Source organism: Xanthomonas sp. 1678 (assembly GCF_031455575.1).
In the GTDB taxonomy this organism is placed as follows: Bacteria; Pseudomonadota; Gammaproteobacteria; order Xanthomonadales; family Xanthomonadaceae; genus Xanthomonas_A.
Genome location: NZ_JAVDSZ010000006.1, coordinates 62,521 through 85,116, shown reverse-complemented (window position 1 = coordinate 85,116; position 22,596 = coordinate 62,521). Strand labels below are relative to the sequence as shown.

Sequence of the window (22,596 nt, the reverse complement as noted above, 5' to 3'; positions counted from 1 at the left end):
CGGCGTTCGCCGCACGCGAGGCCCGGCGCCGTTGTCCGCGCATCTTCGTCATGGCGTTTGCCGGCCGCTGGCGCGCGTCGCCGCGCGCCAGCCGCAGCGGCGACGTCCGTACCGCGACCGCCTGCGGCGGCAGCGCCCGCTCAGCCCAGCCAGTTGCGCCACGGCAGCGCCGGATCGCCCAGCGCCATGAAGTCGCCGTTGAGCAGCGATTCGCGGCGGTTGTAGCGGAACGGCTTGCCGGTGGCGGCGGCGAGCAGCGCGCCGCCGGCGGACTGCAGCACGCACTGGCCGGCCGCGGTGTCCCATTCGGAGGTCGGGCCGAAGCGCGGGTACACGTCCAGCTCGCCGTCGGCGATGCGGCAGAACTTCAGCGACGAGCCCTGCGCGACCGTCTCGATCTCGCCCATGCGCAGCAGCAACGCATCGGTGCGCGGATCGCGGTGCGAGCGGCTGGCGGCCACCCGCAGCGGCGCGCTGGCCGGGCGCCGCGTGGCCAGGGCGGTGTCGCGGAAGCCTTCGCGGCGGTACGCCTGCTCGCCGCGCACCGCGTGCCAGACGCGGCCGTCGACCGGCGCCTGGACCACGCCGAACACCGGTGCGCCCTGGTGGATCAGCGCGATGTTGACGCTGAACTCGCCGTTGCGCTTGACGAATTCGCGGGTGCCGTCGAGCGGGTCCACCAGCCAGTAGCTGGTCCAGTGCTCGCGCACGTCCCACGGAATGTGCGCCGACTCCTCGGACAGCACCGGCAGGTCCGGGGTCAGCCGCTCCAGGCCTTCGACGATGATCCGGTGCGCGGCCAGGTCGGCCTGGGTCAGCGGGCTGGCGTCGGCCTTGTGCTCGACCTCGAAGCCGGTGGCGTAGACGGCCATGATCGCCGCGGCGGCGTCGATGGCGATGGCAATGACGGTTTCGCGCAGGTCTGCGGTGATGCGGATCATCCGGCGCGACCCAGCCACTCGCGGGCGATGAACAGCGCCGCCAGCGAACGCCCTTCGGAAAAATCCTCACGCAACATCAGTTGATCCAGTTCAGCCAGTTTCCAGGGCACCACTTCAAGTTCCTCCGGCTCGTCGCCGGCCAGTTTTTCGGGATAGAGGTCTTGCGCCAGCACCAGCCACGACTGGTGGCTCATGTAGGTCGGCGCCAGGGTCATCGCGCGCAGCACCTGCAGCTGCCGGGCGCCGTAGCCGGCCTCTTCCTTGAGTTCGCGGTCGGCCGCCTGCAGCGGCGTCTCGCCGGCATCGATGCGGCCCTTGACCAGGCCCAGCTCGTAGCGGTGCACGCCGGCGGCGTACTCGCGCACCAGCAGCACGGTCTGCGCGTCCAGCATCGGCACCACCACCACCGCGCCGTGGCCGGGGGATTTGAGCCGGTGGAACACGCGCCGTTCGCCGTTGCTGAACTCCAGGTCCAGCTCCTCGACCTTGCGCTCGGCGGCGGACTCGCTGCGCTCGCGCAGCGCGTGGATGATCGGCAACGGACGGCTCACGCTGCCGCCCCGCGGCGCGGCGCGGCGTCGGCCGATAGAATGCACGGAGCGAAGAACCTGTTCATGAGCGCGAAATGCTAACAGACCTGACCGCATCACAGACTGCCGCAACCTGGCGGCAACGCGACCTGGCGGTGCTGTGGCATCCCTGCACGCAGATGCGCGAGCACCCGGACACCCTGCCGCTGCTGCCGATCGCGCGCGGCGAAGGCGCCTGGCTGATCGATCACGAGGGCAACCGCTACCTGGACGCGGTGAGCAGTTGGTGGACCAATCTGTTCGGCCACAGCGAGCCGCGCATCGCCGCGGCCATCGCCGCGCAGGCCACGCAGCTGGAACAGGTGATGCTGGCCGGCTTCAGTCACGCCCCGGCGGTGGAACTGGCCGAGCAGCTGCTGGCGCTGGCGCCGCGCCAGGACGGGCGCGCGCCGCTGGCCAAGGTGTTCTACGCCGACAACGGCTCGGCCGGGGTCGAAGTGGCGCTGAAGATGGCCTTCCACTATTTCCACAACCGCGGCGAGACCCGGCGCACCCGCTTCGTCGCGCTGGAGAACGGCTACCACGGCGAGACCATCGGCGCGTTGGCGGTCGGCGACATCCCGCTGTACCGGCGGGTGTATGCGCCGCTGCTGGCCGAGGCGCTGTTCGCGCCCTCGCCCGACGCCTACCTGGCCGCGCCCGGGCAGACCGCGCGCGAGCGCGCCGATGCCGCCGCCGATGCGCTGGCCGACCTGTTCGACCGCCATCCGGGCGAGATCTGCGCGGTGATCCTGGAGCCGCGCCTGCAGTGCGCCGGCGGCATGCGCATGCACGACCCGGCCTACCTGCGCCGCGCGCGCGAACTGTGCGACGCCAACGGCGCGTTCCTGATCGCCGACGAGATCGCCACCGGCTTCGGCCGCACCGGCACCCTGTTCGCCTGCGAGCAGGCCGGGGTGATGCCGGACCTGCTGTGCCTGTCCAAGGGCCTGACCGGCGGCTTCCTGCCGTTGTCGGCGGTGCTGGCCACGCAACACTTATATGACGCCTTCCTCGACGACAGCCGCGAGCGCGCCTTCCTGCACTCGCACAGCTACACCGGCAATCCGCTGGCCTGCGCCGCCGCGCTGGCCTGCCTGCGGATCTTCCAGCAGGACGACGTGATCGTGCGCAATCGCGGCACCGCCGAGACCATGCGCGCGCTGTCGGCGCCGTTCAACGACCACCCGCACGTGGCCGACGTGCGCCAGGCCGGGATGGTGGTCGCATTCGAACTGAGCCGCGACGGCGACAAGCGCACGCCGTTCGCGGCCGGTGCGCGGGTCGGCCTGTGCGCGTATCGCGCCGCCCTGCAGCGCGGCGTGGTGCTGCGCCCGCTGGGCGACGTGCTGTACTGGATGCCGCCGTACTGCGTGGACAACGAGCAGTTGGCGCTGCTGGCCGAGACCACCCTGGCCGCGATCGACGAGGCCGTCGCATGCGCCTGACCCGTTGCCATGTCGATGTGCCGCTGCGCGAAGGTGACGATCTGATGCTGCCCGAGGACGTCGCCGGGCACCTGCTGCGCGTGCTGCGGCTGCGCGAGGGCGACCGCTGCGTGCTGTTCAACGGCGACGGCTGCGACTACGACGCCGAACTGCTGCAGGTCGGCAAGCGCGGCGCCAGCGCGCGGATCGGCGCGGCGCGGCCGGCGGACAACGAATCGCCGCTGGCGATCACCCTGCTGCAGGGCGTGGCGCGCGGCGAGAAGATGGACCTGATCCTGCAGAAGGCGACCGAACTGGGCGTGGCCGCGATCGTGCCGGTGTGGGCCGAGCGCACCGAAGTGAAGCTGGATGCCGCGCGCGTGGACAAGCGCGTGGCGCACTGGCGCAGCGTCGTGATCGCGGCCTGCGAGCAGTCCGGCCGCGCGCGCGTGCCCGACCTGGCCGCGCCGCTGGCGCTGGCCGATGCCGCGCGCGCCGTCGCCGCCACACAACTCAAGCTCACGCTCGACCCGCAGGGCGAGCACCGGCTGCGCACGCTGCAGATCGCCGGCGATGCCGCGACGATCGCGATCGGCCCGGAAGGCGGCTGGTCGCCGCGCGACCGCGCCACCCTGCAGGCCGCCGGCTTCGCCGGCCTGCGCCTGGGGCCGCGCATCCTGCGCACCGAGACCGCGGGCCTGGCCGCGATCGCGGCATTGCAGGCGCATGGCGGCGACCTGTGAACTGATGCACACAATCGCGTAGACATCGGCTACGGAAGAGACCGCCCCGACGGCGCCGCAGAGCGCCTCGTGCCGGCGCATTGCCCTGAAAAACAGCGGTTTTTGAAGGGAATCGCCAGCCGCACACTCGTTGACAACGAAGGACAAGCGCGACACAGTCGGCGCTCCTGAGCCAACACGGATACCTCCGGTTTGGATCGATCAAAACCACGCGACGCAGCATCGTCGGCGTGCGGTCGCCTAACCCGACGACGTCCGCATGCAGCGCGACGCGCGATCTCCGCAACCAGCGCGCCCATGCATCGCGTGCGCTTGCCGACACGCAGCGCCGCCGCACCCCACACCCCGCATCCGCCGCTCGGCGGCATGCGCGCATTGCCGCCCTTTTCGATTCGCTCATCGCGCCGCATCCGGGCCGATGGCGTCGCTTGCCCGCCGCCACGCCGGCGGGCCTTTCGTGCCCTGTGCCACTTTCGGAGACCGCCCACGTGAATCGCATCCGCCTCGCTCCCCTGGCCTTCGCCGTCGCCGGCGTCCTGGCAACGCCCGCCAGCGCCTTCGCCCAGCAACTTCCCGAACAACCGCGCGACGCCGCAGCGCCGCCCACGACCGACGGTGCGGCCGCCACGGACAGCGCCCAGGCCTCGCCAGCGGTGCAGGAACTGGACGCGGTCAAGGTCACCGGCTACCGCGCCAGCCTGCAGAAATCGCTCAACATCAAGCGCAACGCCGATGCGATCGTCGATGCGATCTCGGCCGAAGACGTGGGCAAGTTTCCCGCCGCCAACGTCGCCGAATCGCTGTCGCACCTGCCCGGGGTCAGCGTCGACCGCCAGTTCGGCGAAGGCGAGAAGGTCTCGATCCTGGGCACCGACCCGGCCTTGAACCGGGTCCTGCTCAACGGCCAGAGCATCGCCTCCACCAGTTGGGGCGGCGATCCGAACAATCCGGACAGCCGCTCGTTCAACTATTCGCTGCTGGCGCCGGAAGTGATCGGCAGCGCCGAGGTGTACAAGAGCCCGCAGCCCAGCATCGACGAAGGCAGCCTCGGCGGCACCGTGATCCTGCACACGCGCAAGCCGCTGGAGCTGGACAAGAACCTGCTGACCGGCAGCGTCAGCTACGGCTACAACGACCGCTCCGAGGACGGCAAGCCCAACGCCTCGCTGCTGTACAACTGGAAGAACGATGCCGGCACGCTCGGCGTGCTCGGCTCGGTGATGCATTCGGAGCGCTCGCTGCGCCGCGACGGCGTGGAAATTTTCGGCTACAGCGACATCCAGGGCGCCGGGTTTCCCGACGCGGTCGCCGCCGGCAAGCAGGGCGTCTACCCCACCGCGATCAACAGTGCGCTGTTCACGCAGACGCGCAAGCGCGACGGCGTCACCGGCTCGCTGCAGTGGAAGCCCAACGACGCGTTCGAACTGACCTACACCGGCCTGTACGTCGAGGAGACGTTCGACAACGTCAACCAGAGCCGCTACGCCAACTTCGTCCCGGCCAACGCCACCGCGCTGGACGTGGTCGACGGCGTCGCCACCTCCGGCGCCTACGGCGGCAACGCCGAAACCATCCTCGATTCGTACGTGCGCAACACCACGGTCAAGACCAGCAGCAACACCTTGCGCGGCGACTGGCACGGCGACGGCTGGAACGTCTCCGGCCAGGTCGGCGCGACCCGCTCGGCCGGCGGCGCCGACCGCATCTATGGCCTCACCTTCCGCGGTAACGGCGGCTACGACTACGCCATCGACCATCGCAGGGTCGGCGTGGACTATGCGGTGCCGCCGTCGGCGCTGGACACGATGTCGGTGATCGGCGCCACCGTGAACCGCTATCCGAACCTGGACAAGGAGCGCTACGCGCAGCTGGACTTCGACCACGACGTGGCCTGGGGGCCGATCACCAAGCTGCGGCTCGGGGTCAAGGCCACCCGCCACAGCACCGCGCAGGACATGTACTACGACAGCTTCCCGGCCGATCCGAACACGACGTTGGGCGCGGTCTACGGCGGCGACACGCCCGGCGGCTACCTGGACGGCCTGTCGGTCAGCGACGACATGCGCCATTGGCCGCGGCAGAGCCCGGGCGCGCTGATCGACTACGTCAGCGGCCTGCCCGGCAGCGATACGCTCGCGCCGAGCTACGGCAGCACCTTCGACGTGGTCGAGCGCAACCGCGCCGCCTACCTGCAGGCGGATTTCTCCGGCTACAACTACCGCGGCAATATCGGCGTGCGCTACGTCAACACCCGCGACGCGATCGGCGGCTACCAGTACGACGGCAGCGCCTATGCGCCGGTGCGCTACAACAAGTCCTACGGCGAGTGGCTGCCGTCGCTGAACTTCGCCTACGACCTGTCCGACGCGCTGATCCTGCGCGTGGCCGCGGCTAAGGTGATCGCGCGGCCGCGCTATGCGGACCTTACGCCCTACGTCAACGCCGACGACAACAAGCTCACCGCCAGCAGCGGCAATCCGGCGCTGGATCCGTACCGCTCCACCAACTACGGCGCATCGCTGGAATGGTATTTCGCGCCCAACAGCGTGTTGGCCGGCGAACTGTTCTACCGCGACATCTCCAACTACATCCTGCAGACCCTGGTGCAGCGGCCGCTGCACAACAACACCTACGACCGCGAGGACATCTACGAGGTGACCCTGCCGCAGAACTCCGGCGCGGCCAAGGTCAAGGGCGTGTCGCTGAGCTACCAGCAGGAATTGGGCGGCGGCTTCGGCGTGGCGGCGAACTACACCTACTCCAAGGCCGACACCCAGGGCGACTACAACCTGCCCTACAACTCCAAGAACAGCTACAACCTCAGCCCCTACTTCGAGAAGGGGCCGTGGGAGGCGCGGCTGACCCTGGGCTGGCGCTCGGCCTACTTCACCCAGATCGGGCGCCTGGGCGCGAACCAGATGACCGACGCCTTCACCCAGCTCGATGCGTCGGTGTCGTATGCGATCACCGACAAGGTCAAGCTGCAGCTGGAAGGCAGCAACCTGCTCGACGAGACCTACTACAGCTACGTCGGCCAGGAGAGCCAGCCCTACTATCTGTACAAGAACGGGCGCGGCTACATGCTCAGCGTGCACTTCACCCTGTAGCCGCGGCAACGGCGGCGGCCGCGCAGGCCGCCGCATCGCAGGCGCGACCGCGTCGCCACCGGCGTGCAAGGCGTCGCTGCAAAAGTGGTTGCGGTCGGATAGACGCCGCTACATAGGCAAAGCCTGTCGCGACGGAGATGGAGCCTGTCGCGAGGGACCACCCAGTCCCCCGCTGCATCCGACACGGCGACCTGTGGGAGCGACTTCAGTCGCGACGGGCCTTGCCGACACCGCTGTCGCGCCCGACGCCACTGCGCCGCCCGCGCAAACGTCCGCGTCGCGAACGCGCTATCGCTGCTGCTGCAGGAACCAGTTCGCCGCGCCGATCACCCCGAGCTGGCCATGCTCGACCAGCTTCACCGGGATCTGTTCCAGCGCCGGACGCATCGCGCCCTTGTTCAAGTAGCGCGCGACGAAGTCGCTGGCGGCCAGGAACTCGCCGATCTGCGGCAGGAAGCCGCCGGCCAGGTAGATTCCGCTCTGGATGCCGTACAGCAGCGCCATGTCGCCGACCACGCTGCCGAGCAGGCCGCAGAACGCCGACAGCGCCTCGCCCGCCAGCGGATCGTGCCCGGCCAACGCCGCCGCGGTGACCTCGCTGGGCGTGGCGTGCGCCGGCGCGGCATCGCGCAACTCGCACAACACCTTATAGAGATTGAGCAGGCCAGGGCCGGACAGCAGGTGTTCGACCGGCACGTAGCTGCGCGTGCGCAGCAGCCGCTGCGCCATGGCCATTTCCAGTTCGCTGCCGACCGGCAAGGCGGCATGGCCGGCCTCGGTGGCCAGCACGACGGCGCCGCCGTTGGCCGGAATCCACACCGCCGCGCCAAGCCCGGTGCCCGGCCCGATCACCAGCGCCGGTCCGCGCTGCGCCTTGCGCGGGCCGGTCAGGTGCAGCACTTCGCTGGCATCCATCGACGAGGCCGCGTACGCCACCGCCTCGAAATCGTTGACCAGGTGCAGCGCCTGCAGGCCCAGCCGCTCGCGGATCTCCGGCGGCGACAGGCTCCACGGCAAATTGGTGGTGATCACCCTGCCGTCCTCCAGCGCGTAACCGGCGCTGGCGATCACGCCACGGGTCGGCGCCGGGCCGCTCACGCCGGACAGGAACTCGCCGATGATCTCGGTCAGCCCCGGGTAGTCGGCACAGCGGTACTTGCGATAGTCCAGCACCTTGACCGGCGCGGCATCGGTCGCATCCCCGCGCGCCACCAGGCCGATGCGGACATGCGTGCCGCCGACGTCGGCGGCAATGAAAGGTTCGGCGCGCGACGCGGCCGCTACCACTGGTGAACTGCTTGCAGACACGTATTCTCCCGTTGCGCCCGACTGGGCGCACGCCGATGGGCCTGTTGACCGATCGAGTTTCAGACCACCTTGACAACGTTGTCAAGATGAATTCGTCCAGTCTCGCTCTTCCTCATTCCTTCACCACGGCATCGTGGCGTCTTCGTCGTCCTGTTCGAATGGGTCACAACCATGCCATTCAGGGCTGTGCACCAGTAAACAGTTGTCGCAAAAAGTTCGCCGCAATGCACAAATTTACATGGAAAGTGTGCTGACGACCACAATTAGCGCGTCATTGCAGATGCGTCAGCAAATGAACCCCGCAATTCTGCCCGCGGCATAATTTCCTTCGTAGACAAATACCTACGTTCAGCGGCAGTGCCCACTTCCAAACTATCGCGCCACGCTTGGCCGCAATCGCACCGAGATTTGTCAAAATTATGTGAAGCATGTGTTGACAACGCTGTCAGCGCTATTACAGACTCGGATCACACAAATTTTTACAGCTTCGCGACATGGCATGTTCAGGGCCTGGAACCAGCACCGACTGCAGTTCCAGCGTCATGGCAAGCGCGTACCGAAGCCGTCCTACGGCGCGCGCCCGCAATGGAAAGCGGATCGCTTGCGCCACTGCCCGCCAGGCCGTCCCGGCGAGCACGAAATATCGGGACATGCACTGTTTGCTGTATTTGGTTTTGCAACAGGACACAAAGGAAGGACCGGCGCCGCGGTGCCGCCGGCCGGCTACTTCCGCGTCAACGACCGGACGACGCGCACCGAAACGCGATACGCGCAGCCACCGCAAGGTGCCGCGCAGTCAACAGGCCGGGCAGCGGCCAGCACGCCGGAACATCGGTTGGCACCTCATGCCCATGTACTAACCCAGAGGTTTAGCCAATGAATAGCCGCACCACCACGTTAGCCATCAGCATCATGGCCGCGCTGTACCTGTCCGGTAACGCAATGGCGCAGGAAGCACCCGCTTCCGGCGCGGAATCGAAGAACGTCCAGGAGCTGGACACGATCACCGTCACCGGCTACCGCGCCTCGCTGGAGAAGAGCCAGGCGGTCAAGCGCTCGGCCAACTCCATCGTCGACGCGATCAGCGCCGAGGACATCGGCAAGTTCCCGGACACCAATGCCGCCGAGTCGCTGGCGCACCTGCCCGGCATCAGCGTGGACCGCCAGTTCGGCGAAGGCGAGAAGGTCAGCATCAACGGCACCGACCCGGCGCTGAACCGCGTGCTGCTCAACGGCCAGACCATCGCCTCCGGCGACTGGGGCGGCAACCCGTCCGACACCAGCGGCCGCACCTTCAACTACACCCTGCTGTCGCCGGAAATCATCGGCCTGATGGAGGTCTACAAGACCCCCGAGGCGCGCATCGACGAAGGCTCGATCGGCGGCACCGTGATCGTGCACACCCGCAAGCCGCTGGACCTGCCGAAGAACACCATCCGCGGCTCGGTCGGCTACAACTACAATGACCGTTCGGAAGAAGGCAATCCGCGCGGCTCGGCGCTGTGGAGCTGGAAGAACGACGACGAGACCTTCGGCGCGTTGATCTCCGCCACCCACGACAAGCAGGACATCGCGCGCGCCGGCATCGAGTTCTTCGGCTACACCACCGGCGCCGGTATCCCCCCCACTGCTGCCATTTCGGGCGACGGAGGTAACGTTGCTACTGCCAAGATTCCGGCCGGCATCAACAGCGCCTACTTCCAGCAGACCCGCGAGCGCAACGGCCTGCAGGGCGCGCTGCAGTGGAAGCCGAACGAGCAGAACGAGTTCAACCTGACCGGCATCTACATCAAGGGCAAGTACAACAACTTCAGCGAATCGCGCTACGTCTGTCCGGCGTGCAACAGCGATCTGCAGAAGGTCACCAGCGCCAACGTCCAGAACGGCTACATCACCTCCGGCACCGTCACCGACGGCGCCGCCGGCCAGCCCTACGCCCAGCTCGACACCAACTATCGCGAGAGCGAGGTCACCACGCAGAGCCTGAACCTGCGTCACGACTGGTACGGCGACAACTGGGTGTTCACCACCCAGGTCGGCACCACCAAGGCGACCGGCGGCAAGAATCCGGAATACCTGATGAAGTTCCTGCTGCAGGATGGCGGCTACAACTTCAACTACGACGGCTCGCACACCGGCGTCACCTACGACAACAACAGCGCCTCCAACTGGGGCCTGGCGTCCGGCCAGCAGGCCGGCGGCGTCGAGTACACCACCACCGAGGACAAGGAGAAGTACTTCCAGTTCGATGCGGCCCGCGATCTGGAATGGGGCCCGTTCAACAAGGTGCTGGTGGGCTACAAGTACATCAACCACAACAACGGCCAGAACTCGCGCGGCAATGCGATCTTCGCCAATCAGGATGTGCTGCTGACCGGCTTCAACCCGGGCACCACGCCGGGCGGCCTGTACGACGGCCTGGGCGCCAGCGGCGACCTGGTCACCTGGCCGACCGCCAACCTCAACTCGGTGCTGGACTATCTGAAGGGGCTGCCGCAGGCGGCGCTGACGCCCAAGTTCGGCCAGATCTACGACGTCAAGGAAATCACCAGCGACCTGTACGCGCAGATGAACTTCGAGGCCGGCAAGTTCCGCGGCAACGTGGGCCTGCGCTATGCCGACACCAAGGACAAGTCGCAGTATTACCAGACCAATGATGGCGGCACGACGTACGCGTTCCAGCAGGTCAGCAACGAATACAAGAAGCCGCTGCCGAGCTTCAACATCGCCTACGACCTGGACGACACCAAGGTGCTGCGCTTCTCGGCCGCGAAGGTGATCGCGCGTCCGCGTTACGGCGACCTGGCCGGTTCGTTCTCGCTCAACAGCACCAGCGGCGACCTGACCGCCAGCGGCGGCAACCCGGACCTGAAGCCGTACGAGTCGACCAACTACGATCTGGCCGCCGAGTGGTACTTCGCTCCGTCCAGCATGCTGTCGGCGGAACTGTTCTACCGCGACATCGGTTCCTACATCGTCAGCACCACGACCACCGAGATCCTCAGCGACCCGACCAACGGCATCGTCAACCAGCCGTACAGCGTGACCCGCCCGGTCAACGCCACCGGCGCCAAGGTCAAGGGTGCGTCGCTGAACTACCAGCAGGCGTTCGGCTACGGCTTCGGCCTGCAGGCGAACTACACCTACGCCGAGTCCAGCTCGCAGGACGGCCTGAACCTGCCGTACCTGTCGCGCAACACCTACAACGTGATCCCCTACTGGGAAAACGGTCCGTGGATGGTGCGGGTGAACTACAGCTACCGCTCCAAGTACTTCACCCAGATCGGCCGCCTGGACTCGAACGTGTTCACCGACGAGTACAAGCAGCTGGACCTGACCGCCTCGTACGAGATCAACGACTGGATGAGCGTCAGCGTCAGCGCCACCAACCTGCTCGACTCCACGTACTACTGGTACAACGAGGTCAAGTACGCGCCGATCGGCATGTACAAGAACGGCCGCGGCTACCAGGCGCAGCTGAACTTCAAGTTCTGATGTAGGACTGGCGCGCCACCGACCCTCCACGGTGGCGCGCCCTTTTTTTGTCCGATGTAACGCTACGCCGCTACATGCAGGAGCGCAGCCGCGCGTAACGCGTCCAATGATCCGGACGCGGCAGATTCGCTCTCCTGCAATCCCCGGAGCCGGCGTCCATGCGCCGGTACCGACTTCGACCCAGGAGTGCAGTTCCATGACGTCCGAGACCCGCCCGCGCGCGGACCGATCCCGCCACGCCGGAGCTGTACGCAAGACTCTGGCCAGTACCCTCTCCCTGATTCTCGCGCTGGCGGCCGTGCCCGCCTGCGCTGCGGATGCGCCGTCGCCGACCGCGCCCACCGCCACCACGCTCAGTCCCGAACAGATCGACCAACAGTGGCTGCAGGCCACCGCCAAGTACGCGCCCGAGCGCGCGCGCCTGGTCCGCGAAGCCGCTGCCGGCGCGCGCAAGGGGCCGTTCCGCCCGGACTGGACGTCGCTGAAGAACTACCGTTCGCCCGGCTGGTACGACAACGCCAAGTTCGGCATCTTCATCCACTGGGGCGTGTTCTCGGTGCCGGCGTTCGGCAACGAGTGGTACTCGCGCAACATGTACCAACCCGACGCCAAGGACAGCAAGGACTACGCGCACCACCGCGAGAAATACGGTCCGCAGTCCACCTTCGGCTACAAGGACCTGATCCCGCTGTTCACCGCGCCCAAATTCGACCCGCAGGGCTGGGCCAGGCTGTTCCGCGACGCCGGCGCCCGCTACGTGGTGCCGGTGGCCGAGCATCACGACGGCTTCGCGATGTACGACTCGCAGCTGTCGGAGTGGACCGCGACCAAGATGGGCCCCAAGCGCGACGTGATCGGCGAACTGTCCAAGGCGATCCGCGCCGAAGGCCTGCATTTCGGCCTGTCCTCGCACCGTGCCGAGCACAACTGGTTCTTCGACGGCGGCCGCACGTTCGAATCCGACGTCAACGACCCGCGCTACGCCGGCCTGTACGGCCCGGCGCAGATCCGCCTGCGCGGCAAGGACGACGCCGACGTCGCCAACGACTGGACGCCGGTGTCGCAGGCATGGCTGGACGACTGGCTGGCGCGCACCACCGAACTGGTCGACCGCTACGACCCGGAACTGATCTATTTCGACTGGTGGATCGCCCACCCGACCTTCCGCAGCACCTTGCCGACCATGCTGGCGTACTACTACAACCACGGCGCCGCGCACGGCGACGGGGTGGTGGTGAACTACAAGCTGGGCGCGTTCCCGGAAGGCGCCGGCACGCTGGACATCGAGCGCGGCCAGCTCACCGGCATCCACCCGACCCACTGGCAGACCGACACCTCGGTCAGCAACGCCTCGTGGGGCTATGTCGAGAACGACACCTACAAGACCCCGACCTTCATCGTGCACATGCTGGTGGACGTGGTCAGCAAGAACGGCAACCTGATGCTCAACATCGGCCCGCGCGCCGACGGCTCGATTCCCGACACCGAGCGCGACATCCTGCTGTCGATCGGCAAGTGGCTGAAGACCAACGGCGAGGCGATCTACGACAGCCAGCCGTGGCGCACCTACGGCGAAGGCCCGACCGAAGTGGTCGGCGGCACTTTCCAGGACACCAAGACCAAGCCCTACACCGCCGAGGACTTCCGCTTCACCACCGGCCACGGCGCGCTGTACGCGATCGAGTTGGGCTGGCCGGCCGGCGGCAAGGCAGTGATCCGCTCGCTCACCCCCGCCGACGGCGTGCGCGGCGTGACCCTGCTGGCCACCGGCAAGAAGGTGCCGTTCGTACAGCGCGCCGACGGCCTGCACCTGACCCTGCCGGCCAAGCCGGCCGGCGAACACGCCTACGTGTTCCGCATCGACCTGCCCTCCCCCACTTCCACCCGCTGACGGATATCCCCCCGATGATGAAGCGATTCGCAGGGCTGCTGCTTGCCCTGGCCATGGTCTGCACCCCGGCCATGGCCAAGAACCCGACCGCGCTGTTCTATCTGATGAGCACGCAGAAATCGACCAATTCGTTCCTGGCCAACGTCGACAAGATCGACGTGGTGGTGCCGACATGGTACGGCGTGGACCAGAACGGCCTGGTCAACGGCACCCCCAACGCGTACATCTACGACATCGCCAAGCAGAAAAAGCTGCGGGTGATGCCGATCCTGTCGATGACCACCGGCCGCGACGGCTTCCACAAGCTGATGCACGATGAAGATGCGAAGAAGCGCATGATCGCCTCGCTGCTGATCCACGGCAAAAAGCACGGCTACTACGGCTTCCAGTTCGATTTCGAGAACATCGCCTGGACCGACCGCGACGCCTATACGCTGATGGTCAAGCAGACCGCCGATGCGCTGCACAAGGCCGGCTTCAAGATGTCGGTGGCGGTGGTACCGAACGCGCCGGGTTATGGCGAGGGCGGCCAGTTCTCCAAGTGGATGTGGGAATATTGGCGCGGCGCCTACGACCTGAAGGCGCTGGGCCAGGCGGTGGATCTCGTCAGCATCATGACCTACGACCAGCACACCCGCTGGACCACGCCCGGCCCGGTCGACGGCATGGTGTGGATGAAGAAGCACCTGGACTACGCGCTGACCCAGGTGCCGAAGGAGAAGCTGTCGCTGGGCATCGCCACCTACGGCTACCGCTGGTACACCGGCAACCCGGTGAAGGAAGACGGCACCGAAGCGTCGAACATCTCGGCGACCTACATCGACGCCGACGAATCCTTCCCGCTGGCGATCGAGCAGAACGCCACCGTGCAGTGGGATCCGATGGAGCAGGAGTCGTGGTTCTATTTCTACCGCGACGACATGCGCGAGTGGGTGTTCCGCCCGGACGCGCGCAGCTTCAAGGCGCGCTATGACATGGTCAAGCAGTACGGCCTGGAAGGCTTCAGCTGCTGGGTGCTCGGCGCCGAAGACCCGAAGGTGTGGGACGAGCTGCCGACCGCCGCACGCTGATCCACTACGATAGAGGCCCCCAGCACGAGATAGACCGAATGACTGCAGCAAGTGCACCCCCGCGCACGCCACACCGCCCGACGACCGCCCCGGCAGGCGCCGCGGCGGCCTTTCGCACCACGTGGCTGGGGCTTGCCCTGTTCGCACTCACTGCCGTCCTGAGCGGCTGCGGCCGCGAGGCCCCCGCCACCGCGGACACGGCCAAGCCGGCCGCGGCGCCGGCCCCCGCAGCGCCGAAGCCGGCCAACAGCGCGCCGCTGCCGCTGATCCCGGCGCCGGCGCAGGTCAAGCGCGGCGACGCCACGCTGACCATCGGCACCGGCAGCACGCTGTCGGTGCCCACCGACGACGAAGCGGCGATGCGCGTGGCCCGGCAGCTGGCCGCGCTGCTGGAAAGCACCCGCGGCCTGGCGCTGGAAGTGCGCGCCGAGACCATTCCGCCCAACGGCAGCATCCGCCTGCAGATGAACCCCAACACCGGGGTGGATGCGCCGGAAGGCTATGCGCTGGACGTGGACGGCAACACCATGCTGATCCAGGCGCGCGACGAGCGCGGCCTGTTCTACGGCGCGATGAGCGCCTGGCAGCTGCTCACGCCCGACGCCGGCAAGGGCGAGGTGGAGGTGCCGGAGGTCAAGATCCGCGACTGGCCGCGCTTCGGCTGGCGCGGCCTGCTGCTCGACGTGGCCCGCCACTTCCACGGCCCGGACACGGTCAAGCACGTCATCGACGCGATGGCCGAGCACAAGCTCAACGTGCTGCACCTGCACCTGACCGACGACCAGGGCTGGCGCATCGAGATCAAGCGCTATCCCAAGCTCACCGAGATCGGCGCCTGGCGCACCCCGCCCGGCGCCGGCACGCAGGGCGTGCCCGAACGCTACGGCGGCTTCTACACCCAGGACCAGATCCGCGACCTGGTGGCCTACGCCGCCGCGCGGCACATCACCATCGTGCCGGAACTGGACATGCCCGGGCATGCGCAGGCGGCGGTGGCGGCGTATCCGGAACTGGTCGGCGTGACCAAGCAGCGGCCGAAGGTGTCGGTCGACTGGGGCGTCAATCCCTACCTGTTCGACACCGACGAAAAGAGCATGACCTTCATCCAGGGCGTGCTCGACGAAGTGCTGGCGCTGTTCCCCTCGCAATACATCCACATCGGCGGCGACGAGGCGGTCAAGGACCAGTGGGAGCGGTCGCCGGCGGTGCGCGCGCAGATGCGCAAGCTCGGGGTCAAGGATGCGCACGCGATGCAGGGCTGGTTCAACCAGCAGCTGTCCGATTACCTGACCAAGCACGACCGGCGCCTGATCGGCTGGGACGAGATCCTGGAAGGCGGCTTGCCGGCGAGCGCGTCGGTGATGTCCTGGCGCGGCGTCGACGGCGCGGTGACCGCGGCCAAGCAGGGCCACGACGTGGTGCTGGTGCCGGCCGGCTGGCTGTACCTGGACAACCTGCAGAGCGCGCGCAGCGACGAGCCGAACGGCCGCCTGGCGGTGCTGCCGCTGCAGAAGGTCTACGAGTTCGATCCGGTGCCGGCCGCGCTCAGCGCCGAGGAAGCCAAGCACGTGCTCGGCGCGCAGGCCGCGCTGTGGGCCGAATACATCCCCTCGGCCTGGCACATCGACCATGCGCTGTTCCCGCGCCTGGGCGCGCTGGCCGAGGCGGCGTGGTCGCCGATGGCGGTGCGCAGCTGGGACGGCTTCCTGCAGCGCCTGCCGGCGCAGCTCAACCGCTACCGCGCGCTCGGCATCGACTACGGCGACGGCGCGTTCGCGCCGGACATCGCCATCCAGGGCGGCGACAACGCCGCGCTGGACAGCGGCAAGGCCAGCATCGCGCTCGGCAACCAGGCCAAGTTCGGCAGCTTCCGCTACACCACCGACGGCAGTGAGCCCAAGGCCGATTCGCCGCGCTATACGGCGCCGTTCGAGGTCGCGCTGCCGGCCACCGTGCGCGTGGCCACCTTCGCCGACGACGGCAGCCTGCTGGCTGCCCCGCGCACCCGCATCCTCGACCGCCCCGGCCTGCTCAGCCGCGACACCCAGGGCCTGAGTTCCTGCGCCGACGGCAGCCTGGGCCTGCGCGTGCCGCTGCTGCCGGACCTGCCGGGCAAGGACGCGCCGGTGTTCAACATCGACCTGTTCAGCAGCTGCTGGCGCTATGCCGACGCACGCCTGGAGGGCATCGGCAGCATCCGCATCGATGCGGCGCGGCTGGCGCGCAACTACGGGCTGGCGCATGACCAGGTCAAGGTCAAGCGCTACCCGGCCAAGACCGCGCACGGCGAACTGGAAGTGCGCCTGGGCGACTGCAAGGGCAAGCTGCTGGCACGGATCCCGCTGCCGGGCGGCAAGGCGCTCGGCGAGCAGTTCTCGCTGGAAGCGCCGCTGCCGAAACACAGCGGCACGCACGACCTGTGCCTGCGCTCCACCGCACGCATCGACGGCCCGTACTACGCCATCGGTGCCGTCCACCTGATCGAAACCACCGCGCAGGCGCCCCCCGCCGCCACGCGCTGACCCTGGAGACCTCCGCATGACCCAGCCCCACCGCCGTCCCCGTTCCGCGCCGCGCTCGCGCTTCCCCGCCCGGCTCGGGCTGTTGCTGGCGCTGGGGCTGCCGCTGCTGGGCCAGGCCGCGCCGCCGTCCTCGCTGTCCTTGCAGCAAGGCTGGCAGGTGCGGCTGGCGCCCGGCGAGGCGCGCGCCAAGGAATTTCCGAAGGCGGCGAAGTGGCTGCCGGCGCAGGTGCCGGGCACGGTGCAGACCGACCTGATCGCCGCCGGCGTGGTGCCCGATCCGTTCTATCGCGACAACGAGGCCAAGATCCAGTGGGCGGGCTTGAGCGATTGGCAGTACCAGACGCGCTTCAAGGCCGATGCCGCGCTGCTCGCGCGCGAGCACGTGGAGTTGGTGTTCGACGGCCTGGACACCTACGCCGAGGTCTACCTCAACGGCAAGAAGCTGCTGACCGCCGACAACATGTTCCGGCAGTGGCGCGTGGACGCCAAGCCGCTGCTCAAGCGCGGCGACAACGTGCTGGAGGTGCGGCTGTTCTCGCCGATCAAGAAGATCCAGCCGTGGCTGGCCAAGCAGCCGTACGCGCTGCCCGGCGCCTACGACTCGGCGTTCGGCGACGAGCCGCTGGCGCGGCACAGCTCCACCTACGTGCGCAAGGCGCCGTACACCTTCGGCTGGGACTGGGGCCCGCGCATCGTCACCGCCGGCATCTGGCAGGACGTGCGCGTGGAAGCGTGGGACGCGTTGCGCGTGGACGGCCTGCACATCGCCCAGCAGCGCGTCGATGCCGACACCGCGCAGCTGCTGGCGCAGCTCGACGTGCAGGCCGGCCGCAGCGGCGAAGTGCAGCTGGATCTGGACGTGCTCGGCCCCGACGGCCAGCGCGTGGCGCAGCTGAGCCAGAAAGCGGTGCTCGACCCCGGCAGCAATACGCTCACCGTGCCGGTGCGCATCGCCAAGCCGCAGCGCTGGTTTCCCGCCGGCTACGGCAAGCAGGACCTGTACACGTTCAAGGCGCGCATCCGCGACGCCGCCGGCGACAGCTACGCCGCCCAGCGCGTCACCGGCCTGCGCAGCGTCGAGCTGCGCCGCGAGAAGGACAAGTGGGGCAAGGGCCTGGCGATCGTGGTCAACGGCATCCCGGTGTTCGCCAAGGGCGCCAACCTGATTCCGTTCGACAGCTTCCCCAGCCGCGTCGATGCGGCGCGCATGCGCGGCATCCTGCAGTCCACCCGCGACGCCAACATGAACATGCTGCGCATGTGGGGCGGCGGCCACTACCAGCCGGACAGCTTCTACGAAGACGCCGATCGCCTGGGCATCATGATCTGGCAGGACTTCATGTTCGGCGGCGCGATCCCGCCCTACGACGTGGCGTTCCGCGAGAACACCCGCGCCGAGGCCGAGGCGCAGGTCAAGCGTCTGGGCGACCACCCCAGCATCGTGATCTGGTGCGGCAACAACGAAGTGCAGACCGGCTGGGAAAACTGGGGCGACCGGGTCAAGTTCAAGCAGTCGATCGATCCGGAAGAACGCAGCCGCATCGAACGCGGCATGACCACGCTGTTCGGCACCGTGCTGCGCGAGGCGGTGAGCAAGTACGACAGCGACACGCCGTACTGGGCGACCTCGCCCGGCACCGACTTCGACGGCGGCGCCGACCAGCCCGACGACGGCGACATGCACTACTGGAGGGTGTGGGGCGGCCCGGCGCTGCCGGTCACCGAATACCTTAACGTGACCCCGCGCTTCATGTCCGAATACGGCCTGCAGTCGTTCCCGGAAATGCGCACCATCCGCGCCTTCGCCGAACCCGGCGACCTGCAGCCGGAATCGCCGGTGATGCGCGCACACCAGAAGTTCGACAAGGGCAACGGCAACCAGCGCCTGCTGCTGTACATCCGCCGCGAGTTCGGCGAACCCAAGGACTTCGAGAGCTTCGTCTACCTGAGCCAGCTGATGCAGGCCGAAGGCATCGCCCTGGCCGCCGAGCACCTGCGCGCGTCGCGGCCGCAGTCGATGGGTTCGCTGTACTGGCAGCTCAACGACGTATGGCCGGGCGCCTCGTGGTCGAGCCTGGACTACTTCGGCCGCTGGAAGGCGCTGCACTACCACGCCAAGCGCTTCTACGCGCCGGAACTGATTGCCGCGCTGCGCAACGACAAGGGCCAGACCGAGGTTTCACTGGTGTCCGACCGCACCGTGCCGCTGGCCGCGCGCTGGCGCATGCGGGTGATGGACGTGTCCGGCAAGGTGCTGAGCAAGAGCGAGAAGCCGGTGACCCTGGCGCCGCTGTCCAGCGTGCGCGTGGGCAGCTTCAGCGATGCGCAGCTGCTGCGCCGCGCCGATCCCAAGCGCAGTTTCGCGGTGTTCGAACTGCTCGATGGCGCGCGCGTGCTGTCGCGCAACCTGGTGTTCTTCGACGCGGCCAAGCGCCTGCAGCTGCCCAGCCCCGACATCCGCAGCGAGCTGCGCGCCGACGGCGACGGCTATGCGCTGACCCTGACCAGCGCCACGCTGGCGCGCGAGGTGTGGCTGGCGTTCGGCGACCTGGACGCCATGCTGTCCGACAACGCCTTCGACCTGCTGCCGGGCGAACCGTTGACCGTGCACGTGCGCAGCAGCGCATCGCTGGAGCAGTTGCGTGCGGCACTGCAGGTCCGCGACCTGGCCGCCACGCTGGCCGGCGCGCCGGCCGAACCGGCGGAGGCGAAGTGATGCGGGTTGCGAAGATCGGCCGGCCTGCGTCGCTGCGCAATGAAATCCGTGGGAATGCGAGCGGTTGCGTGCGGCGCGATGCGGATAGTGGGTGGTCGCGGCTGAAGCCGCTCCTACAGGGGATTTCGCAGGGGCTGTGTCTGCTTGGGTTGGCCGCTGCGCCGCTCGCCCATGCCGACGACGCCGAGGACCGCGCCGCCGCGCTGGTGGCGAAGATGACCCGCGAGGAAAAAGTCGCACAGGCGATGAACGATGCGCCGGCGATTCCGCGCCTGGACATACCGGCCTACGAATGGTGGAGCGAGGGCCTGCACGGCATCGCCCGCAACGGCTACGCCACCGTGTTCCCGCAGGCGATCGGCCTGGCCGCGACCTGGAACACCGCCCTGCTCGAGCAGGTCGGCACCGTCACCTCGACCGAGGCGCGCGCCAAGTTCAACCTCGCCGGCCGCCCCGGCAAGGACCACCCGCGCTACGCCGGGCTGACCATCTGGTCGCCGAACATCAACATCTTCCGCGACCCGCGCTGGGGCCGCGGCATGGAGACCTACGGCGAGGATCCCTACCTCACCGGGCAACTGGCGGTGGGCTTCATCCACGGCCTGCAAGGCGACGACCTCAGCCACCCGCGCACCATCGCCACGCCCAAGCACCTGGCCGTGCACAGCGGCCCGGAACCCGGCCGCCATGGCTTCGACGTGGACGTATCGCCGCGCGACCTGGAAGCGACCTACACCCCCGCGTTCCGCGCCGCCATCGTCGACGGCCGCGCCGGCTCGGTGATGTGCGCCTACAACTCGCTGCACGGCACCCCGGCCTGCGCCGCCGACTGGCTGCTCAACGGCCGCCTGCGCGGCGACTGGGGCTTCAAGGGCTTCGTCGTCTCCGACTGCGACGCGGTCGACGACATGACCCAGTTCCACTATTTCCGCGCCGACAACGCCGGCTCGTCCGCCGCCGCGCTCAAGGCCGGCCACGACCTCAACTGCGGCCATGCCTACAGCGAACTGGGTACGGCGATCGAACGCGGCGACGCCGACGAAGCCTTGCTCGACCAGTCGCTGGTGCGCCTGTTCGCCGCGCGCTACCGGCTCGGCGAACTGCAGCCGCAGCGCAAGGACCCGTACGCGCGGCTCGGCGCCAAGGACGTGGACAACGCCGCGCACCGCGCGCTGGCGCTGCAGGCCGCGCAGCAGTCGATCGTGCTGCTGCAGAACCGCAACGCCACGCTGCCGCTGAAGCCGGGCGTGCGGCTGGCGGTGCTCGGCCCCAACGCCGACGCGCTGGCCGCGCTGGAAGCCAACTACCAGGGCACCTCGGCCGCGCCGGTGACGCCGCTGCTGGGCCTGCGCGAGCGCTTCGGCGCCGCGAACGTGAGCTACGCGCAAGGCGCGCCGCTCGCCGCCGGCGTGCCCGGCATGATCCCCGAGACCGCCTTGCGCAGCGACGGCAAGCCCGGCCTGCGTGGCGAGTATTTCGACAACGTCGATCTGGCCGGCACTCCGCGCACGCAGCGCCAGGACCGCGTGGTCAGTTTCAACTGGGACCACGTGGCGCCGGCCAAGGGCGTGGACAAGGACCGCTACTCGGTGCGCTGGAGCGGCGAACTGCTGCCGCCCGGGCCGGGCGACTACACCCTGGCGGTGCGCGTGGCACGCTGCTTCGACTGCACCGGCCACGATCCGGTGCGGCTGTACATCGACGACAAGCTGGTCGTCGCCGGCAACGCCGAAGACAAGCACCTGCCGCCCGGCATGCACAACGCCGACGGCCGCAACGTCGAGACCGTGCTGCATTTCGACGACACGCGTCCGCGCCGCATCCGCCTGGAACTGGAGCACCGCGGCCAGGACCAGGGCCTGCGCCTGGAATGGCTGGCGCCGGCCGCGCCGCAACTGGCCGAGGCCGAACGCGCGGTGGCGCAGGCCGATGCGGTGGTCGCCTTCGTCGGCCTGTCGCCGGACGTGGAAGGCGAGGAACTGCGCATCGACGTGCCCGGGTTCGACGGCGGCGACCGCAACGACCTCGCCCTGCCCGCGGCGCAGCAGGCGCTGCTGGAACGCGCCAAGGCCAGCGGCAAGCCGCTCGTGGTGGTGCTGATGAGCGGCAGCGCGGTGGCGCTGAACTGGGCCAAGCAGCACGCCGACGCGATCGTCGCGGCGTGGTACCCGGGGCAGTCCGGCGGCACCGCGATCGCGCAGGTGCTGGCCGGCGACGTCAACCCCGGCGGCCGCCTGCCGGTGACCTTCTACCGCTCCACCAAGGACCTGCCGGCGTACGTCAGCTACGACATGAAGGGCCGCACCTACCGCTACTTCAAGGGCGAACCGCTGTTCGCGTTCGGCAGCGGGCTGAGCTACACCAGCTTCGCCTACACCGCGCCGCAACTGTCCACCACGGCGTTGCAGGCCGGCGCGAACCTGCAGGTAAGCGCGCAGGTTCGCAACAGCGGCACGCGCGCCGGCGACGAGGTCGTGCAGGTGTACCTGCAATATCCGCAACGCCCGCAATCGCCGCTGCGCTCACTGGTCGGCTTCCAGCGCGTGCACCTGCAGCCGGGCGAAACGCGCGAGGTGCAGTTCACGCTCGACCCGCGGCAGCTGAGCGACGTCGACCGTGCCGGCCAACGCGCGGTGCAGCCGGGCGACTACCGCGTGTTCGTCGGCGGCGGCCAGCCCGGCACCGACGCCCCCGGCGGCGAGGCTGCGTTCTCGATCCAAGGCAGCGTGCCACTGCCGCGCTGATCAAGGGACATGCGCCGTCGCTCGCTTTTCTGTAGGAGCGGCTTCAGCCGCGACCAGGCCTTC

12 protein-coding genes are annotated in these 22,596 nt (G+C 68.5%); 9 read left to right on the top strand and 3 right to left on the bottom strand.

Translation table 11 applies throughout. The features are described from left to right. Positions 1-140 precede the first annotated feature (140 nt). Both cysQ and nudE read right to left on the bottom strand, forming a co-directional pair. On the bottom strand, positions 141-941 hold the full coding sequence (cysQ, locus tag J2Y70_RS12470) for a 3'(2'),5'-bisphosphate nucleotidase CysQ (RefSeq protein ID WP_309917900.1): 801 nt from the start codon (positions 939-941) through the stop codon (positions 141-143). Beyond that, the gene (gene nudE / locus J2Y70_RS12465) at positions 938-1,492 is read right to left on the bottom strand and encodes an ADP compounds hydrolase NudE (RefSeq protein ID WP_263395321.1); all 555 of its coding nucleotides are present in this window, start codon (positions 1,490-1,492) and stop codon (positions 938-940) included. The genes cysQ and nudE overlap by 4 nt, the downstream gene beginning before the upstream one ends. 74 nt (positions 1,493-1,566) lie before the next feature. Between nudE and bioA the strand changes: the two genes are divergently transcribed. From bioA to J2Y70_RS12450, 3 genes are all read left to right on the top strand, one after another. Next, positions 1,567-2,958, top strand: a complete 1,392-nt coding sequence (gene bioA, locus J2Y70_RS12460; protein WP_309917895.1) for an adenosylmethionine--8-amino-7-oxononanoate transaminase — start codon at positions 1,567-1,569, stop codon at positions 2,956-2,958. Beyond that, positions 2,949-3,680, top strand: a complete 732-nt coding sequence (locus tag J2Y70_RS12455) for a 16S rRNA (uracil(1498)-N(3))-methyltransferase (RefSeq protein ID WP_309917893.1) — start codon at positions 2,949-2,951, stop codon at positions 3,678-3,680. The genes bioA and J2Y70_RS12455 overlap by 10 nt, the downstream gene beginning before the upstream one ends. A gap of 488 nt (positions 3,681-4,168) precedes the next feature. After that, positions 4,169-6,787: a TonB-dependent receptor gene (locus J2Y70_RS12450; RefSeq protein WP_309917890.1), complete on the top strand. Its 2,619-nt coding sequence runs from the start codon at positions 4,169-4,171 to the stop codon at positions 6,785-6,787. 288 nt (positions 6,788-7,075) lie between these two features. Here the strand turns inward: J2Y70_RS12450 and J2Y70_RS12445 are convergent, their stop codons facing one another. Beyond that, positions 7,076-8,095, bottom strand: a complete 1,020-nt coding sequence (locus tag J2Y70_RS12445; RefSeq protein WP_309917887.1) for a glucokinase family protein — start codon at positions 8,093-8,095, stop codon at positions 7,076-7,078. Positions 8,096-8,971: 876 nt separating this feature from the next. On the opposite strand from J2Y70_RS12445, the gene J2Y70_RS12440 reads away from it, so the two are divergent. The 6 genes from J2Y70_RS12440 (at position 8,972) to J2Y70_RS12415 (ending at position 22,533) form a co-directional block, all read left to right on the top strand. Then, a complete protein-coding gene (locus tag J2Y70_RS12440) occupies positions 8,972-11,590 on the top strand; it encodes a TonB-dependent receptor (RefSeq protein ID WP_309917882.1) in 2,619 nt (872 codons plus the stop codon). A 196-nt stretch (positions 11,591-11,786) separates the two neighbouring features. After that, complete coding sequence (locus J2Y70_RS12435; RefSeq protein WP_309917880.1) at positions 11,787-13,481, top strand: alpha-L-fucosidase; 1,695 nt, start codon at positions 11,787-11,789, stop codon at positions 13,479-13,481. A gap of 14 nt (positions 13,482-13,495) precedes the next feature. Further along, positions 13,496-14,551, top strand: coding sequence for a glycosyl hydrolase family 18 protein (locus tag J2Y70_RS12430; protein WP_309917877.1), 1,056 nt, complete (start codon positions 13,496-13,498; stop codon positions 14,549-14,551). A gap of 38 nt (positions 14,552-14,589) precedes the next feature. Beyond that, positions 14,590-17,073: a family 20 glycosylhydrolase gene (locus J2Y70_RS12425; protein ID WP_309917874.1), complete on the top strand. Its 2,484-nt coding sequence runs from the start codon at positions 14,590-14,592 to the stop codon at positions 17,071-17,073. Between the two features lie 16 nt (positions 17,074-17,089). After that, the gene (locus J2Y70_RS12420; RefSeq protein ID WP_309917871.1) at positions 17,090-19,789 is read left to right on the top strand and encodes a glycoside hydrolase family 2 protein; all 2,700 of its coding nucleotides are present in this window, start codon (positions 17,090-17,092) and stop codon (positions 19,787-19,789) included. Positions 19,790-19,938: 149 nt separating this feature from the next. Then, positions 19,939-22,533, top strand: coding sequence for a glycoside hydrolase family 3 C-terminal domain-containing protein (locus tag J2Y70_RS12415; protein WP_309917869.1), 2,595 nt, complete (start codon positions 19,939-19,941; stop codon positions 22,531-22,533). Positions 22,534-22,596 lie beyond the last annotated feature (63 nt).